The 17772-nt window shown below is 56.4% G+C and carries 16 protein-coding genes; 5 read left to right on the top strand and 11 right to left on the bottom strand.

All coding sequences use genetic code 11. From position 1 onward, the window contains the following. Window positions 1-21: 21 nt before the first annotated feature. The 4 genes from epsC to ACDI13_RS02780 all read right to left on the bottom strand — a co-directional run bounded on the left by epsC (window position 22) and on the right by ACDI13_RS02780 (window position 3917). The gene (gene epsC / locus ACDI13_RS02795) at window positions 22-951 is read right to left on the bottom strand and encodes a serine O-acetyltransferase EpsC (protein ID WP_316988499.1); all 930 of its coding nucleotides are present in this window, start codon (window positions 949-951) and stop codon (window positions 22-24) included. Window positions 952-1206: 255 nt separating this feature from the next. Next, complete coding sequence (locus ACDI13_RS02790) at window positions 1207-1917, bottom strand: Bax inhibitor-1/YccA family protein (RefSeq protein WP_316988498.1); 711 nt, start codon at window positions 1915-1917, stop codon at window positions 1207-1209. An 81-nt stretch (window positions 1918-1998) separates the two neighbouring features. Beyond that, a complete protein-coding gene (locus ACDI13_RS02785) occupies window positions 1999-2421 on the bottom strand; it encodes a DNA polymerase III subunit chi (protein ID WP_316988497.1) in 423 nt (140 codons plus the stop codon). Between the two features lie 2 nt (window positions 2422-2423). Next, the gene (locus tag ACDI13_RS02780) at window positions 2424-3917 is read right to left on the bottom strand and encodes a leucyl aminopeptidase (protein ID WP_316988496.1); all 1494 of its coding nucleotides are present in this window, start codon (window positions 3915-3917) and stop codon (window positions 2424-2426) included. A 56-nt stretch (window positions 3918-3973) separates the two neighbouring features. On the opposite strand from ACDI13_RS02780, the gene lptF reads away from it, so the two are divergent. Together lptF and ACDI13_RS02770 are read left to right on the top strand one after the other, a co-directional pair. Next, window positions 3974-5080 (top strand): LPS export ABC transporter permease LptF, encoded by a 1107-nt coding sequence (lptF, locus tag ACDI13_RS02775; protein WP_316988495.1) that lies wholly within the window; start codon window positions 3974-3976, stop codon window positions 5078-5080. A 59-nt stretch (window positions 5081-5139) separates the two neighbouring features. Then, window positions 5140-5751 carry a TetR/AcrR family transcriptional regulator gene (locus ACDI13_RS02770; RefSeq protein WP_316988494.1) on the top strand — a complete coding sequence of 204 codons (612 nt, stop codon included), beginning with the start codon at window positions 5140-5142 and terminating at the stop codon, window positions 5749-5751. A gap of 24 nt (window positions 5752-5775) precedes the next feature. On the opposite strand, the gene ACDI13_RS02765 is transcribed toward ACDI13_RS02770, so the two are convergent. The 6 genes from ACDI13_RS02765 to ACDI13_RS02740 all read right to left on the bottom strand — a co-directional run bounded on the left by ACDI13_RS02765 (window position 5776) and on the right by ACDI13_RS02740 (window position 13501). Then, the gene (locus tag ACDI13_RS02765) at window positions 5776-7089 is read right to left on the bottom strand and encodes an LLM class flavin-dependent oxidoreductase (protein WP_316988493.1); all 1314 of its coding nucleotides are present in this window, start codon (window positions 7087-7089) and stop codon (window positions 5776-5778) included. Next, complete coding sequence (locus ACDI13_RS02760) at window positions 7086-7892, bottom strand: ABC transporter ATP-binding protein (RefSeq protein ID WP_316988492.1); 807 nt, start codon at window positions 7890-7892, stop codon at window positions 7086-7088. The genes ACDI13_RS02765 and ACDI13_RS02760 overlap by 4 nt, the downstream gene beginning before the upstream one ends. Beyond that, on the bottom strand, window positions 7892-8953 hold the full coding sequence (locus ACDI13_RS02755; RefSeq protein WP_316988491.1) for an iron ABC transporter permease: 1062 nt from the start codon (window positions 8951-8953) through the stop codon (window positions 7892-7894). The genes ACDI13_RS02760 and ACDI13_RS02755 overlap by 1 nt, the downstream gene beginning before the upstream one ends. Next, window positions 8950-10107: an ABC transporter substrate-binding protein gene (locus ACDI13_RS02750; protein ID WP_372372670.1), complete on the bottom strand. Its 1158-nt coding sequence runs from the start codon at window positions 10105-10107 to the stop codon at window positions 8950-8952. The genes ACDI13_RS02755 and ACDI13_RS02750 overlap by 4 nt, the downstream gene beginning before the upstream one ends. After that, complete coding sequence (locus ACDI13_RS02745) at window positions 10107-12335, bottom strand: TonB-dependent siderophore receptor (RefSeq protein ID WP_372372669.1); 2229 nt, start codon at window positions 12333-12335, stop codon at window positions 10107-10109. Before ACDI13_RS02745 ends, ACDI13_RS02750 begins: the two co-directional genes overlap by 1 nt. A gap of 272 nt (window positions 12336-12607) precedes the next feature. Next, entirely contained in the window at window positions 12608-13501 is an 894-nt protein-coding gene (locus ACDI13_RS02740) for a LysR family transcriptional regulator (protein ID WP_316988488.1), read from the bottom strand. A gap of 165 nt (window positions 13502-13666) precedes the next feature. On the opposite strand from ACDI13_RS02740, the gene ACDI13_RS02735 reads away from it, so the two are divergent. The 3 genes from ACDI13_RS02735 to ACDI13_RS02725 all read left to right on the top strand — a co-directional run bounded on the left by ACDI13_RS02735 (window position 13667) and on the right by ACDI13_RS02725 (window position 16739). Continuing rightward, on the top strand, window positions 13667-15160 hold the full coding sequence (locus ACDI13_RS02735; protein WP_009456555.1) for a CoA-acylating methylmalonate-semialdehyde dehydrogenase: 1494 nt from the start codon (window positions 13667-13669) through the stop codon (window positions 15158-15160). An 86-nt stretch (window positions 15161-15246) separates the two neighbouring features. After that, window positions 15247-16197: a CysB family HTH-type transcriptional regulator gene (locus ACDI13_RS02730; RefSeq protein ID WP_316988487.1), complete on the top strand. Its 951-nt coding sequence runs from the start codon at window positions 15247-15249 to the stop codon at window positions 16195-16197. A 206-nt stretch (window positions 16198-16403) separates the two neighbouring features. After that, on the top strand, window positions 16404-16739 hold the full coding sequence (locus tag ACDI13_RS02725) for a DUF2325 domain-containing protein (RefSeq protein ID WP_316988486.1): 336 nt from the start codon (window positions 16404-16406) through the stop codon (window positions 16737-16739). 112 nt (window positions 16740-16851) lie between these two features. Here ACDI13_RS02725 and ACDI13_RS02720 read toward each other — a convergent pair whose 3' ends face one another. Next, window positions 16852-17571, bottom strand: a complete 720-nt coding sequence (locus ACDI13_RS02720) for a C40 family peptidase (RefSeq protein ID WP_316988485.1) — start codon at window positions 17569-17571, stop codon at window positions 16852-16854. Between the last annotated feature and the right edge of the window lie 201 nt (window positions 17572-17772).

The following is a 17772-nucleotide window of genomic DNA, read 5'->3' as shown; positions in this document are numbered from 1 at the left end:
TGTGCGGCACAAATATGCCGCTTAGCGCAGTGTCTCGGGACAGTCAGGTTGATTGCGCAACAGATTTGCCTGGGTGACCGAACAACCAGCCGGTACGTCCTCCGTAATCCAGACATTCCCACCAATCGTGGAGCCTGCCCCCAGCGTGACGCGACCCAGAATCGTCGCGCCAGCGTAAATGACCACATCGTCTTCCACAATCGGGTGACGGGGCTGGCCCTTGAGCAGCAAGCCTTTCTCGTCCTTGCTGAAACGCTTGGCGCCCAGCGTCACAGCCTGATAAATGCGAACTCGCTTGCCGATGATGGCGGTCTCGCCAATAACAACGCCGGTGCCGTGGTCGATGAAGCAGGAGTGATCAATTTGTGCGCCGGGGTGAATATCAATACCGGTCTGGCTATGGGCCAGTTCGGCAATAATGCGGGCGGTCAGGGGCAGGCCCAAATTGGTCAGGGCGTGGGCGATGCGGTGGTGAATCATGGCCAGCAGGCCGGGATAGCACAAGAGCACTTCATCGACGTTGCGGGCAGCCGGGTCGCCTTGATAGGCAGCAACCACGTCCAGATCCAGCGTGCGGCGCAAGTCTGGCAGCTTGTTGGCAAAGGCCTGGATGGCTTTGTGGGCCTGCTCTTCAATGGTTTCACGGTCGTGCTTGTCGCCGCGCAGCAGAGCAGCGCGTTGTAGCTCGATACGGGCTTGTTGCAGCAGGGTATTGAGCGCCTGGCCCAAGTGATGGCCGACAAAGTGGTCTTCGTACTCGCGACGCAGTTCCGGGCTACCCAGACGCATGGGGAACAAAATGCCTTTGAGCTGCTCGGTGACTTGAATCAATGCCTGGACGGATGGAAATTCTTGGCCTTCAAGCTCGTTCAAGCGTTGATGCGCCTGTCGCCACTCTTCGCGGGCCCCACGCAGATTGTCGACGATGTGTTGAGTTTCAAAGACTGCCACCAGTGTTCTCCAGAGGGGAAATTTTTTACAAGGTTTACTATACCCGCGCGTCTGATCCAGGACACGAAAAACAGGGCGCTTCATCAGGGTGATTCGTTTGACGCTTAATCAGGGCTGAGGGTAGGGCGTCACGCTTAGGCTAAGACCAGGCAGATGAGGGGGGACACGTGGATTTTCAAGTTAAGGCGCTTTAAGCAGCGCGTAATAAAAAGCCCCCTTCGAGAAGGGGGCTTGGGGAGTGCGGAGTTCGCGATCTTATTCGCGGTCACCGCCCAGTATGCCCAAGAGCATCAGCAGGTTGCTGAAAATATTGTAGACATCCAGATAGATTGCCAGGGTGGCCGACACGTAGTTGGTTTCACCGCCATTGATGACGCGCTGCAGATCAACCAGCAAGAAGGCCGAGAAGATACCGATAGCCATCACGGAGATGGTCAGCATCAGCGCAGGCAGTTGCAGGAAGATATTGGCCAGAGCCGCAACCAGCAAAATGACGGCACCGACAAACAGGAACTTCTGCATACCGGAGAAATCACGCTTGGTGGTGCTGGCAATGGTTGCCATGGTGCCAAAGACGGCGGCGGTACCGCCAAAGGCCAACATGATCAGTTGTGCGCCATTACCCATGCCCAGGACAAAGCCCAGCAGACGCGACAGCATGATGCCCATGAAGAAGGTGAAGGCCATCAGTAGGACAACACCCATCGAGTTGTTCTTGTTCTTTTCGACCAAGAACATCAGGCCAAAGGCACCGACCAGGAAAACAATGGCGCTCAGGCCTGGGCTGGCGCCCATAACCCGGTTAATGCCCGACGACAGGCCCAGCAAGGCTCCCAGCACAGTGGGAATCATGGACAGGGCCAGCAGCCAGTAAGTGTTGCGCAGGACGCGATTGCGAGCAATCAGCGACTGGGCGCCCAGGGTGCCGTTATGCTCAGGCAAGCTTGATTGACGAAATTCGCTCATGATGAGTCCTTAGAATACAGAGAGATCAGTGGTCAAGAATAACTGACAATTACCTGAATAATCAAGAAGCTTCTTTATTATTCAAGCCCCCAGTTTATGAGCATGCACTTGGCAGCCCTGTGCCTGGTATACACGCCAGCGTTCCCGAGCCTGGGTACGGTCGGCTTCCCGTTCGGACACGATTTCCAAAATACGTGGAAATTGTTCAAAACCGGGTGGGCATTGGGCATCCAGATTCACGAGCCAGCTTTGTTCACCAGCGGGCACGGGGGCCACACTGGTCAACAAAACCGGGGTAGTGGCTGCCAGGGGGTCTTCCACTCCCACGTGCGGCACAAAGGCCGTGGATTCAAAACCCCAGAGCAGCCGGTCAAAACGGGCCAGTTGGCGGGCATCGGACAGATACACCACCACCTGACGGCCCGCCTCGTAGTGCTTGCGTACGACCTCGCAGGCCGTACGCAAACGATCTGGTGCGCCGAAAGCAAAATCGACGCGACTCATGCTTAGCGACACTGATTAAGCAAGTACTGAACCAGCAAAGGTACGGGACGGCCGGTGGCGCCCTTGTCCTTGCCACTGCGCCAGGCGGTGCCAGCGATGTCCAGGTGAGCCCAGCGGTACGCTTTCGTGAAGCGGGACAGGAAGCAGGCGGCAGTCACCGAACCGGCGGGTGGGCCACCGATATTGGCCATGTCGGCGAAGTTCGAGCGCAGTTGCTCCTGGTAGGCGTCGTCCATGGGCATGCGCCATGCCGTGTCGCCTGTTTGCTTGCCCGCTTGCATCAGCTCATCGGCCAGGTCGTCGTCGGTGGAGAACAGACCCGTGTTGACGTGGCCCAGAGCGACCACGCACGCGCCGGTCAGGGTAGCCATGTCGATGACGGCAGCGGGTTTGAAGCGTTCGACGTAGGTCAGGGCATCGCACAGAACCAGGCGGCCTTCGGCATCCGTGTTCAGGATTTCGATGGTCTGGCCGGACATGCTGGTTACAACGTCGCCGGGCTTGTTGGCGCGGCCGCTAGGCATGTTTTCGCAAGAAGCCACGACAGCGATGACTTCGCGGTCGATGTTCAGCTCGGCAATGGCGCGCATGGTGCCCAGAACACTGGCAGCACCACCCATGTCGTATTTCATCTCGTCCATATTGCCGGCTGGCTTGATGGAGATACCGCCCGAGTCGAAGGTCAGGCCTTTACCCACCAGAACGATGGGGCCGTCCTCGTGTTTGGTCTTGGTGTTGGGGGTGTGGCGTAGCACGATGAACGCAGGCGGTTCATCCGAGCCTTTGGCCACCGACAGGAACGAGCCCATCTTCAAGGCTTCAATCTGCTTGCGTTCCAGCACGTCGGCTTTCAGCGTCTTGAATTCCTTGGCCAACTGTTTGGCGGTTTTGCCCAGGTAAGTGGGGGTGCAGACATTGCCGGGCAGGTCAGCCAGCAGGCGGGTCAGGTTCACACCGTTACCAATGGCCTGGCCCTGTTCCAGACCGGCCTTGGCTTCGCTGGCTTGGGTGCGGGCTGTCCACAGCAGGAACTGGCTCAGTTGGGGAGCAGGTTCTGGCTTGCTGAGTGTGGCGGTGTAGCGGTAGCTGGCGCGGCATACTGCCACAGCGGCATCCTGGGCACGGCTGCGTAAGGTAGTGCCTTTGCAATCGATGCTGGCCAGGGCTGAAACGGCTTCTTTCAGGTCCGCTTTCAGGCAGTAAGAAGCCAGGCAGGCCTGGGCTTGCGTATGAGTTGCTGCTTTGTATTCCTCTTGAGCGCCTAAGCCGACTAAAATAACGCGTTCGGCCTTAACGCCAGGCAGATTGCGCAGCACCAGGTGGGTATTGGGCTTGCCTTTGAACTCGGCTTTGACAGCAGCGATCACCGCTCCGTTGCTGGCGCGGTCGATAAGTTCTGCTGCGGGGCTTAGAATGCCCTCGGCAAAGACGCCAACGCCGAGTGCGGCCGTCTTAATTTGGTGCAAAGAAGCGGATGTCTGTGTGCTAAATTCCATTCAACTATCCTCAGTGTGTCGCAAATCGTACCTGCGATTATCTCGCAAATTCTCTTATGTCTCTATTTAAACGCTCTGCGGTATCCGAAATCTTAAGTCACAGTGGCGTTGTACTGTCCACTTTGCTGATTGTGTGGCTTAGTGTACTTCTGGTGCGTTTGTTAGGCGAAGCGGCCAACGGCACGATTGGCCCTGACGTGGTGCTGGGTCTGGCCGCCTTTTCCAGTATTACCGCCTTACCGATTATTCTGGCTGTTTCCCTGTTCATTGCTGTGCTCACCACCGTGACTCGCAGCTTTCGGGAATCCGAAATGGTGGTCTGGTTCGCCAGCGGTCTGTCCTTGAAGAACTGGGTGACGCCCGTTTTGCAGTGTGCAGTGCCGGTTGCGATCCTGATTGCGGTATTGACCCTGCAGGCTTCGCCCTGGGCCTATCGCCAGATTGCCGAGTACCGCCAGCGTTTCGAGCAGCGTTCGGACCTGAGCAAAGTCACCGCCGGGCAGTTTATTGAGTCTGACGATGGCGCCCGTGTGTTTTATGCGGATTCCCCTGAAAAAGAAGGGGATGAGCTGGGCAATGTGATTGCCCGTGTTATTGACCCGCAGTGGCTCAGCATTGTCACTGCGCAAAGCGCGCGCATAGAAGAGCAGCCCAATGGCGACCGCTTTCTGGTCTTGAGCGAAGGCCATCGCTACGACTTGAAACCCGGTCAGGCCGAGTTCCGTATGGTGGACTTTGAAAGTTATGGCATGCGCCTGGAAAGCCGTGACGCGGGCAATACGGCTGAGACTATCCGCGCCCGGGCCGAGCAGCAGATCAAGGCCCGTCAAACCACCTTGTTATTCAGTGATGACAATGCCGAGTCGCGCTCGCAGATCATGTGGCGTTTGGCCTTGCCTTTGGCTGCCTTGAATCTGGCTTTGCTGGCCATTCCCTTGGGAGCGGTGAATCCTCGTATGGGTCGGTCAGGCAATATTCTGGTGGCGGGTCTGGTTGGTCTGTTGTATATGAATCTGATCAACCTGTCACGTGGCTGGATACGCAATGAGCAGCTAGGCTTTGAGATTGGTCTGTGGCTGGTCCACGCCATCTTCTTGCTGATCATGCTCTTTATGATGTGGCGCAAGTTGCGCATCAAGGCACCTAAACCGCCAGCCAGTTAAACTATGCAGAAACAAAAGGGGCGAGCAGCCCCTTTTTTACGTCGTTGAGAATCCGAACCATGACCTTGAAGACTGCCGATACGAAGCCTCCCCGCACCAAGCCGGCGCAGGTGCGTCTTGATGAGTTGATGAATGCGGCCCAGACCCTGTTTCTTGAGCAGGGTTTTGAGGCCACCACGATCAATGACATCGTGGCGCAGGCACAGGTTGGCAAAGGTACCTTCTATCACTACTTCGCGTCCAAAAATGAAATGCTGGATGCCCTGGCCAAACGCTATACCGACTCTTTTCTGGAGCGTCTGGAACAAGCCGTAGACGCTTGCCCGGCGGATGACTGGGCCCAGAAGCTGCGTGCCTGGATTTGTACCAGCGTCACGGTCTATGTGGAGACCTACAAGGTTCACGACGTGGTCTACATCAAGCATCACCATCATGACCGCAGCAACCAGGCCAAAAACGCGATTCTGGATCAACTGCTGGCCATTATTGAAGGCGGCATGGACGTTGGCTTGTGGGCACCGGCAAACCCCAGAATTGTGGGTTTGCTGATGTATTCGGGCGTTCATGGAGCGACGGATGACATTATTGCGGCGCAAGCCAGCGATAGCTTGCCTTTTGCGCAGGCAGTGGCCGATGCCTGTATGCGCCTGTTACCTAGCCCCGGCTGTTAAGAACCAGGGCCGGGCCCGCAAGACTTAGCGGCGCGAGTAGCCTTGCGCCGGTTTCAGCAAGCCCAGATGTTCCCGAAAGCTGCGGCCCTCATAGCGGGTTCGCAGCAAAGCCCGTCTTTGAAGCTCCGGCACGACCTGTTCGGCAAACTCGCTGACACCGCCAGGTAGATGGGAAAACATGATGTTGAAGCCATCTGCCGCCGATTGCTCCAGCCAATGCTGCATCTGGTCGACCACCATGCTGGCGGTCCCCACCATCTCCAAACCCTGATAACCACAAATCCGCCTGGCCAGCTCCAGAATGCTCAGGTTTTCGGTTTTTGCCAGCCGCACCACACGTTCACGGCCGCTTTTACTGGCATTGCTGTCCGGTATTTCAGGTAGGGGGCCGTTACGGTCATAGCCGGAAATATCGTGTCCCAGAGCAATGGACAGGGTAGCCAGACAACTGGCTTGGTCAACCAGCTCATCTAATCGGCGTCGTTTGGCCTGAGCTTGCTCCAGGCTGTCTCCCAAGACTACAAAAACCGCCGGGATGATTTTCAGGGCTTGTTCCCGCCCAGCAGCCTTGGCTCGGGCTTGCATATCGGCATAAAAATCCTGGGCTGAAGACAAGTCTGTTTGATAGGTAAAGATCACTTCGGCGGTTTCGGCAGCAACCTGGCGCCCCGCCTCTGACGCTCCTGCTTGCACGATGACGGGACGGGTTTGGACAGGTCTTTCGACATTCAAGGGGCCGCGTACCGAGAAATGTTCGCCCTGATGATTCAGAACCTGCATCTTGGCGGGCTGGAAGTACTGGCCGGTCTGGGCGTCCCGACAAAAGGCGTCTTCTTCCCAGCTTTCCCACAAGCCATCCATGACAGTGCAGAACTCACGAGCGCGATGATAGCGGTTGCTGTGCTCCATATGCTCTTCTTGGCCAAAGTTGGCCGCTTCATTGGGATTGCTGGATGTCACCAGATTCCATCCCGCGCGGCCTGCGCTGATGCGGTCCAAAGAGGCCAGGCGGCGGGCCAGCATGTAGGGTTCGTTATAGGTCGTGCTGGCCGTGGCGATCAGGCCCAGATGCTCGGTGACGGCAGCCAGGGCTGGCAGCACGGTTAGCGGGTCCAGCGTCACCGTGCTGTGCCCCCGCATCAGTGCTTCCATGGGGGCGGCCCGGATGGCTAGCGTATCGGGCAGGAACAGGCCATCAAAGCAGGCGCGTTCCAAGGTTTGGGCAAACCATTTCATTTGCTCAAAATCGGTCTGGAAACCCGGATGCGCTCCTGGGTAGCGCCAGGCGCCTGAATGAATGCTGGGCATGGCTAAGAGAATCAAGGGGGGCGTGTTCATGGGGCTACCTGTGTTTGAGAGCGCCATTGTTTGCGTACGGAGCGATCCACCAGCAGGAAGGGACGGCCTTGTGAACACATCTCCAGGCGGGCTTGTACGCCATAGACCTTTTCAAGCAGCTCCGGGGTCAGCGTGTCTAAAGGCGATCCCATGGCTTCAACCTGGCCTTGATGCAGGACCACAACCCAATCGCTAAAGTGCAGGGCGTGGTTCAAGTCATGGATGGCCATGACAATGCACATGGCTTGTTCTTGGGCCACACGGCGCAGCAAGTCAAAAACTTCATACTGGTTTTGCAGATCCAGTGCGCTGCTCGGCTCATCGAGCAACAGCACGCGGGGTTGGCGAATCAATGCTTGGGCGATAGAGACCAACTGTCGTTGCCCACCGCTAAGGGCGGCCAGCTCCCGGTCTGCCAAAGCCTCGATTTGCAGGGTTTTCAGCATCTGGCTGACTTTATCCAGCTCTTGATCCTCGACGCCCCAGCGACCACCTTGCTTGCAGGCCAGCAGGACGGCCTCAAAGACACGCAGGGACGAACTCATGGAAATATCTTGTGGGACATGGGCCGGGCGATGGGGGTGAAAAGGGGGCCAGGACTCCAGCGGCTGGCCCAGCACCTCTACGTGTCCTGTTCCGCCTAGCTCCCCAGCGAGACGCTTGAGCAGTGTCGATTTTCCGGCGGCATTGGAGCCCAGCAGGGCGGTGACGGAGCCTGCCTTCAAGGGACCAAAGTTGAGCTTGTGCAGAATCTGGCGTGAGGCAAAGGAGACGGACAGATCGGTGACGTTGAGCAAATCCATTAGCCTTTCCTTGTGCGCAAAATCAGGATGAAGAACAAAGGCACCCCAACCAATGAAGTCACAATGCCAATGGGCAAGGCTTGTCCTTGCACCAGGGTTTTGCTCAATACTGAGGCGGCCGACAGCATGCAGGCGCCACACAGTGCAGAGGCGGGCAGCAGAAAGCGTTGATCTTCACCAACAAGCAGACGGGCAATATGGGGGCCGACCAGCCCCACAAAACCGATCGTGCCTACAAAAGAGACGCAGACAGAGGCCAGCAGGCTTCCCAGCAAAATACCTTTCAGGCGCAGGTGAGCCACCGGAATCCCCAGACTGCTGGCACGGGCCTCGCCCAGCCGCAGAGCCGTCAAGGCCCAGGCGTTGCGGGCAAAAATAAGGGAAACCGTCAGCAAGACGCCGCTCATGATGGCCAGTTTGAGCCAGTTGCTGCGCGACAAACTGCCCATGGTCCAGAACACCACGGCAGACAGGGCCTGATCGGGGGCGACGTATTGCAAGGCTTCCAGCAAGGCGGTGAAGGTAAAGACCAGGGTGGTGCCCAGCAGCACAATCATCTCGGTGGTGATACCCCGTTTTTGGCTTAGCCGGTAAATGAACAAGGCCGCCAGCATGGAGACCAGAAAGGCATTGGCGGGAATGGCAAATGAGACGGCGGATGCTGGCAAGATACTGATACCCAGAATCAAGCCCAGCGCCGCCCCAAAACTGGCTGCCGCAGACAGGCCCAGGGTGAAGGGACTGGCCAAGGGATTGCCCAGTACGGTTTGCATTTGTACACCTGCTACGGACAGGCTGGCGCCAACGACCAAGGCCGTTAACGCCACTGGCAGGCGTATATCCCACAGAATCACCTGGACGGAGAGGGGGGCCTGGCTATCCCATAAGGCGGCCAGTACCTGGGTCGGGCGGTAATGCGCTTGTCCCAAGGACAGGTCGGCCAGAAAACAGAGCAGGGTCAGAATGCTGATCGCCAGCAGCAATAGCCGTCTGCGATGAATCAGACGGGTGTAAAACTGCTGGCCTGATGGGGCTGATCCCGATACAAGGGGGGTACTCATGAGGAAGCTCCGCTCAGGCTAAGCCAATAGCCTGGCTGATAAGAAACGGGAAGAAAGCGCCGATGCAGCTCTTCAAACGTCGCGTCCGGGTCCAGGGTGCGGAACCGTTCGGGATGCAGCCACTTGGCGATACGTTGTAGCGCAATAAAGTAGTAGGGGTTGTCGTAGAAGGGGTGCCAGATGGCGTGAACCCGACCTTCCTGTACGGCGGACAGGGAACGGTAGGCGGGCCGGCTCATCAAGCGTCGCAGGCGTGCCTGGCCTTGTTCGGGATTGGCTCCTGGTCCCAGATTGACCCAATCGCCCGCTGGTGAATACAAGGCCCAGTTCGCGCCGGTGACCAGCACGATATCCGGGTCGGATTCAATTACCTGTTCGGGATGGAGAGTGCCAAACGTGCCATGCAGAAAGCGGGTGCCCAGATTGTCGCCCCCGGCTGCGGCAACCAACTCGCCAAAGTTGCCATCGCCATAGCTCAGGCAGCAGTCGTCATACAGCCCGGCGGCGCGTTCAATCATGATCGTGGGCCGGTGCTGAAGGGACTGCAGGGCTGTGCTGACCCGATCAATCTGCGTTTGTCGAAAGTTCAGAAAAGCCTGCGCCTGTGCCTGGCGTCCCAGCAGTTCCCCCAGAATCTGGATGCTGCGGGCCGTATTGCCAAACATGCGTGTGCGAAAGTCCACAAATACTACGGGCACCCTCGCCTGCGCCAGACGCGTCATCAAACCCGAGGACTCGGCGGCAGGCTTGGAGCTTAGGTTCATGATGAGAACATCGGGCTCCAATGAAATGGCGAGTTCAGTGCCGATAGAGTCCACGGTCCGGCTGGAGAAGGTAGGAATATGGTCTATGCTCGGAAAGCGGTGCAAATACGCTTGATAACCATCCAGGTCCGCCGCGCGGAAGTTGTCGCCCCAGCCCACGATGTCCCCAAAGGGATCTTCCGGTTTGAGCAGGGCCATCACATAGGCCAAGGGGCCATCCCCCAGCAGGAGCCGTTTGATGGGCTGGCGCAAGGAGACGCGCCGTCCGGCAATATCCTCGATGACGTTGGCAGTGCCAGCCCGCAAAGCCGGGCTGGCGAGCAAGGCCCCGCCCGCCAGCAGGCGGGTCAGGACATCGCGTCGGGTATAGCGTTGAACGGACAAGGGCATCACCAGCGGTAGTTCAGGCTGGCTGTAATGGTTCGGTCCTGGCCAACGAAGCAATACAGGCGGGAGGTGCAACTGGCGATGTATTGCTTGTTTGTCAGATTGTTCACATTCAGGCTGACGGTGGCGCCACTCAGGTCCGGGGAAAGCATGCCCAGGTTGTAGTTCAGACCCAGGTCCACCAGGGTGGCCGAGGGGACTTCCAGCTTGTTGGTGGGATCACCATAGGTCTTGCCCAGATAGCGCACACCGGCCCCCACTTGCAGGCCATTGAGCGGGCCTTGTCTGAAGGCGTAGTCCATCCAGAGTGAGGCGCTGTGTTTAGGCGTTTGCGTCAGGCTTTTGCCCTGATAGTTGGCGTCCTGAACCAGCTCGTTGTCCAAATAGGTATAGCTGGCAATCAGGTTCAGGTCTCGTGCCAGTTCCGTGGTGGCTTGCAGGTCCAGGCCGCGGCTACGCACTTTTCCGGCTTGCGTATTGAAGCCCAGGTGATTCGCATCCGCTGTTTTCACATTGCTTTGTTCAAGCTGGAAGATGGCGGCGCTAAGCAGGGTTTTCGATCCCGCCGGGTGGTACTTGATGCCCAGCTCGGTCTGCTTGGTCTCGATAGGCACAAAGGCCTCGCCTTTGTAATTGGTGCCCAGGATCGGATCGAAGGAAGTGGCGTAGCTGATGTAGGGAGCCAGGCCCATATCGAACTGGTAGCTTAAGCCGGCACGGCCACTCCATTTCTTGTCGTTTTGATGGGTGTCGCGCGCAGTGGAAGCGTAGCTATGGGTCTGATCGTCGGTTTTGGACCAGTCGTGTCGGCCACTCAAGGTTAGACGCCAGCGCCCGTAAGCAATCTGGTCTTGCAGATACACGCCGACGCGGGTGAAGTCTTGCTGGACTTTCCAGGGCGCAGCGTAGCTGGCGGTGAAATCCGGGTAGATATTTGGATGATGAATGTCGTCATACGGGTCAAACAGGATGGGACCGACGCTATACAGCTCGTTTCTGAGTGTGCCCTTGGAATAGTCCACGCCAGCCAGAATTGTGTGAGTCGTCGCTCCTAGCTTCAGATCGCCGCGCAGATAGTTGTCCATCGAGAAAGTGTTGACTTTGGCAGGCGTCAGTTCATACGAGCCTTTCAGTTGTGGCAGGCCATTGACGTCCTGATAGCCGTACACCACACCGCGCTGAATATTGGATTGCACATACATATAGCGAGCGTTGCTGACAAAGCTCCAGCCGTTGTCGAACTCGTGCTCGAACAAGGAGCTGATGGAGTTTTGCTTGCGGGAGGAGTGGGCGAAGTTGCTGTCCGTGAAATTGCGATGGCGATCCACTTCGGGATAGGCTCCGCCTTCCAGGCCCAGCACGGCAGCGGGCAGGCTGTTGTAGTTGGGGAGCTCGGGCTCACGCGAATGGGTTGCCAGAATCGTCCATGACGTTTGTGTGTTGGGACGCCAGGTAATGGCAGGGGCGAGGTAGACGCGTTTGTGGCGTGTGTCTTCAATTTGCCCTTCGCTGTCCAGCCCGCTGGCTGTAACTCGGTACAGCAAGGTGCCGTCCTGATTGATAGGGCCGGTGCTGTCAAAGCCCAGTTGTTTGCGGTTGAAACGGCCATACTGAATATTCAGCTCATGGGCGGCGACGTCCTGTGGCTTGCGGCTGACTTGATTCACGATGCCGCCGCCTGTGCCTTGACCGTAAATGGCGGCGGCTGGCCCGCGCAGCACTTCAATCCGTTCCAGCGAATAGGCATCTACTTGTGGCAGCCAGCTACCGGGGTTGCCAATAACACGCAGCCCATCCAGGTAGTAGTCCGCGTCTACGCCGCGAATACGGGTCATGTCCAGATAGCTGCCAAAGCCGCCATAGCGTTCGCTGGTCGCACCAGCGGCATAACGCAAGGCGGCACTGCTGCTGGAGGCTTGCTGCAAATCCATTTGTTCGCGAGTGACGACGGAAACCGATTGGGGGGTTTCCAGAATGGAGGTGCTGGTCTTGGTGCCGATGCGGGATTTTTCTGCCACATAGCCTTGTACCGGACCGTTTTCCGTATCCGAGCCACCACCTGAGGTGACCGTGACCGAGGGCAGGATGGTGACATCGCTGCTGTCTTGTGCCTGTGTAGAAGGAGCATGAATCAGCATCAAGGCCGTGGCCAGTGTGGTGTAGCGCAAACGAGGTGAAACCGACCTGCTCGTTTTTAAGGGGCGGTTTCTGGAAAACAAGGGGAGGTTCATAACAGCAGTTTCTTAAGGAGTAGGAGAGATTAGAGAGTCAAGCGGAGGTGATTGTAATTATCGACCGACCGTCGGTCAATGTAAATAATTCGCATTCCCCAAAAATTGAACAGAATTCTGAAGAAGGGAATTAAGTGTTCAGGAATGAGGCTACAGATGGGACGTGATGTCTGAGGCGAGGCAAGCAGGAGGTAGGGGGGCGTAAACGTAAAAAGACCGACGCAGGTTCGGTCTTTCTCTATGTCTTGAGATGTATAGAAGGAGGTTTGTTTTTATGCCCCATCCAGCAGGTCTTGCCGCTCTTCCACTGATTGCTTCAAAAAGTGCCATAGCCGGGTCAGGCTGGGATTCTGGCGTTGTTCTTCATGGCAAAACATCCAGAAGCGTCGACGCAATTCCACTTGGTCGGGTAGAACGCAACGCAGGCGCGGATCGGTTTTCGCCAGAAAGCAGGGCAGAACGGCAATTCCTTGCCCCTGCAAGGTGGCCTGGTACTGCGCAATCACGCTGGTGCTACGAAAGCGTACGGCGGCGGACCGGACGATTTCTTCCAGATAGCGCAGGCTGTCGCTGAACACCAGATCATCCACATAGGCAATAAAGCGATGCTGGGACAGATCCTGCACGCTGTCTATGGGCGGGTGGCTATGCAAATAGTCCTGATGAGCATAGAGCCGCAAACTGTAGTCCGCCAGGCGCGTACACCAGTAAGGACCGCGTTGCGGGCGCTCCAGTGCAATGGCCAAATCGGCATCCCGACGTGACAGGCTGATAGGCCGGGGGACGGGCAACAGTTCCAGCGTCAGCTCCGGATACTGAGACTGAAAAATGCTGAGCAAGGGCGTCAGCACATAGCTGCCAAAGGCCTCGGTGCAGCCCAGTCGCAGCTTGCCCGTCAAGGGTCTGGCTTTGCCGGTAATCGCATCTCGTGCCGCCAGCAAGCGGTTTTCTACTGGCTCCATGCGTTGCTGCAGATTCAGCCCTTCACTGGTCAGGCTATAGCCGCTGACGGTGGACTTGTGAAACAGGCGCAAGCCCAGTTCTTGTTCCAGGGCCTGGATACGGCGAGCCACGGTGCTGTGTTGTACCCCCAGCCGCTGGGCGGCAACGCTAATCCGTTGGCAGCGGGCCACTTCCAGAAAGTAACGCAGATTATCCCAGTCCATCCTGATGAGCCCGCCTTGAAAAAGACTTGTGCATAAATGCCCAGCTCCTGTGCATTTTTCATCATGGTAAACGGTTCTTGAGGCTTCTACACTCGATGAGAACCCTCATACACGTGGGATAACAAATAAGGCTTAGCCGCCTGAGCAATTCATTGGAGACATGCTATGACGGAAGTGGTTCGCGTACCTTTGTTGATCGATGGACAACATGTTCAATCCAAGAGCACCCGTTGGGACGATGTGCTCAATCCAGCCACCCAGGAAGTCGTGGCCCAAGTGCCTTACGCTACGATGGAAGAGCTGGAAACCATTATTGCCAGCTCAGCCAAGGCCTATGAGAGCTGGCGTCATTCCAGCCAGGGCGCTCGCATGCGCGTCATGCTGAATCTGCAGCGTCTGGTGCGTGAAAACAGTGCCAAGCTGGCTGAAGCGATTTCGCGCGAACACGGCAAGACCATGCCTGACGCTGAAGGCGAAGTAGGTCGTGGCCTGGAAGTGATCGAATACGCGTGTTCCATTGCCTCGATGCAATTGGGCGAATACGCAGAAAATGCTGCAGGCGGTATTGACGTCTACACCTTGATCCAACCCTTGGGCGTGTGTGCAGGCGTGACCGCGTTCAACTTCCCGGTGATGCTGCCGTGCTTCATGTTCCCGCTGGCGGTTGCTTGCGGTAATACCTTCGTTTTAAAACCTTCCGAGCAGGATCCTAGCGCCAGTCTGATGCTGGCTGAGCTGGCTCTGGAAGCCGGTCTGCCGCCGGGCGTACTGAACGTGGTTCACGGCGGTGCCGATATTGCCAATGCTTTGGTCACTCACCCTGAAGTCAAAGCCGTATCCTTTATTGGTTCGACGGCTGTTGGTACCGAGATTCACCGCCGAGCAACCGAAGCGGGCAAGCGTTCGCAAGCCATGATGGGCGCTAAAAACCATTGCATCGTAATGCCTGATGCGGATCGTGATGTAGCGATCAACCAGTTGCTGGGGGCGGCTTTTGGTGCGGCAGGTCAGCGTTGCATGGCGATCTCGGTGGCCGTGATGGTCGGTGAAACCGGCGAGTGGGTCGATGAGTTGGTCAAGCGTGCGGCCACCATGAAGGTCAATGTCGGTACAGACCGTCAGGCCGACCTGGGGCCGCTGGTTTCGCCACGCGCTCGTCAGCGTGTGGAATCCCTGATTGAAGCCGGTGTGCAGGAAGGCGCCAGCCTCTTGCTGGATGGGCGTGGCGTGAAGGTGCCCGGTTATGAAAGCGGCAACTTTGTGGGCCCAACCATTTTCAATGACGTGAAAGCCGATATGCGCATTTACGAAGAAGAAATCTTCGGTCCTGTGCTGTGCATTGTGCGCGTCAACACACTGGAAGAGGCGGTACAGTTCATTAACCGCAACCCCAATGGTAATGGCGTGTCCATCTTCACTCAGGACGGTGGCCATGCACGCTATTTCCAGAACCGTATCGACGTGGGCCAGATCGGTATCAATATCCCTATTCCTGTGCCTGTGGCCTGGTTTAGTTTCACTGGCTCGCGTGCATCCAAACTGGGTGACCTGGGTCCGAATGGCAAACAGGCTGTTCAGTTCTGGACTCAGACCAAAACCGTGACGGCTCGTTGGCAGGCTCACGCCAATACGATGAATACAACCATCAGCATGACGTAATGGTTGCATCTATATATATAACTTAATGCAATAAACGGGCTGTTCCTTATTACATATAATGGTCCTGTACCTGGGGCTATTAACATATGAATATTCAACAATTCCGTTTTGTCCGTGAGACCATCCGACGTAACTTCAACCTGACTGAAGCCGCGCGTTCGCTTTACACCTCCCAGCCGGGGGTGTCCAAGGCGATCATCGAGTTCGAAGATGAGCTGGGCATCAAGATTTTTGAACGTCATGGGAAACGCATTAAGGGCTTGACCCGACCGGGAGAAGCCGTCGCCGAGGTGATTGATCGCATCATGCGTGAGATCGACAACCTCAAGCGTGTCAGCGACGACTTCGCCCGCCGCGATGAAGGCACTTTGGTCATTGCTTGTACCCATGCCCAGGCACGATATTTGCTGCCCAAGGTCATTCCTGAATTCCGTCGTCGCTTTCCCAAGGTCCATATGTCCTTGGCCGAAGGCAGCCCGCCCGTGTTGGCCCAGATGGTAATACACGAGCAGGCTGACGTGGCCATCGCCACCGAAACGCTGGCCTTGACGCCGGGCCTGGTCGCTTTGCCGGTCTATACCTGGGAGCATACGGTAGTTGTGAAGCCGGATCACCCGTTGGCTGATCTGCCTGCCAACAAGCAACTGTCCATCGAAACCTTGGCGCAGTACCCCATCGTGACTTACGACCATGCCTTCTCGGGTCGAGGTTCGATTGACGAGGCTTTTGCCAAGCATGGCATCACTCCGGACATTGTGCTGGAGGCTATTGATGCTGACGTGATCAAGACCTATGTCGATGTCGGTCTGGGTATCGGTATTATTGCGGGCATTGCTTTCGACCCTCGTCGTGACAAGGGCCTGGTGGGTCTGCCTGCAGGGCATTTGTTTGGGGCACACCATACCAAGGTGGCGGTGAAAGCAGGGGCATTTCTGCGCGACTATATTTTTGAACTGCTGGAGATGCTGGCACCGGAATTGACTCGCGATGTGGTGCTGAGTGCGCTGGATGAAAAACAGGCGGGTGGTCCGTTGTAGAGCTAGCTGCTGCTGAGTTAAGAACCAGGGCCATCGTGATCACACGCTGGCCCTTCTTGTTGATGCTGTGGACGTGGTTTTGCAGGGGCGGTGAGGGTTTATGGTTAAAGGCTATAAGTAAAAATTGAAACAAGCTATCGACTCAATTGACTATGATAATAAGAATGATTATCATTATCTCACTTTCTTAGCCAATGGAGCTTCCTGTGTCTCAATACGTCAGTGCAGTCGTGGTTGGAGCAGACCGTCTGGGGAACATTCCCGACCTGCTCAAGATCCACAATATCTCGATCAAACATCATATTAGCGGGCGTGATCCTGCACACCAGAAAAAAACCTTGCAATTGCCTTCTGGCACCGATTTGTTGATTTTGCTGACTGACTTTTTGGGTCACAATGTCATGAAAACCTTTCGGGCGGCTGCCTCGAAGTCCGGTATTCGAGTGGTCGCCTGCCGACGCTCGGTTTGTAGCATGAAGCAAGCCCTAACCCAATGCGGCTATTGTGAATCTTGTCCGCTCGGTAAGTCCAAGAGCCACTAGATTGGCGGCATGACTTACTGGGACAAAGAAGGACTCGTTAGAGATTAAAAAAAGCCACTGTTATGAAACAGTGGCTTTTTTGTGGTTTGCTGGATGAGCAGCAGAGCACTCTTTACTTGACGCTACGCAGACGGGTTTCAGAGTGCTGCGTATCGGCAGCGGCCAAACGACGTGCACCGTTATACCGTTTTTTCCAGTAACCCACTTGCATGCTTTCAACGCGAACAACTGCACCCGTGCGAGGCGCGTGAACAAACTTGTCATCGCCCAGGTAAATGCCGACGTGAGAGAAACGAGCGCCACGGGTATTGAAGAAGACCAGATCGCCTTTGCGCAGTTCGCTACGGTTAACCGAAATGCCTTCTTTGGCAATATCTTTGGATTGGCGGGGCAGTTTCAGTCCCAGGGATTGTTCAGCGACATAAGACACCAGGCCACTGCAATCAAACCCCGTGCTGGGAGCGTCGCCACCAAAACGGTACTTCACGCCCAGAAAGTTAAGGGCAGTGGTGGCCAAGCCATGGCTAGAGGAAGCGTTTTGGCTGCTGCGGCTTTCGGCGCGTCCTTGGCGACGATCGCTGCTGTACGCAATATTAATATCGTTACGAGCGCGATTGGCCAGATAGGTACCCAGCGGATCGGACTCGGTCTGAAATTCGTAATCGGCGTAGTAAGCGTGATCCAGTTCTGCACGATCTTTGTTTTGGCTGGACTGTTGAGTTCCAGTGGTGGCACATCCGGTTAACGCTAGCGCACCGGCTAACAAAAGATACTTGGCGCTGCGATAAGTAATGTGCAAAAGTGCGGGTGGATTCAGGTAATGTGGCGGCATGACCAGGGCTTTTTTAAGGACTGGGTGGGCAGCAGCACAACCTTGATGCCTATTTTTGCTGAAATTAGCAGCAATTGATGGGTATCAGGGCTGTAAGTATGGCTAAAAGCACCATACCTTACCGAACGTTGCTGAGCGTCGGGTGCTAAGCAGTGTACCGGATGACAATTGCACCGTAAAGCATTGTGGGGGTGTATTTTT

The organism is Alcaligenes faecalis (assembly GCF_041521385.1).
GTDB lineage: Bacteria > Pseudomonadota > Gammaproteobacteria > Burkholderiales > Burkholderiaceae_B > Alcaligenes > Alcaligenes faecalis_E.
Note: the sequence above shows the minus strand (reverse complement) of the source record. Positions and strands in the feature narration are given on the sequence as shown.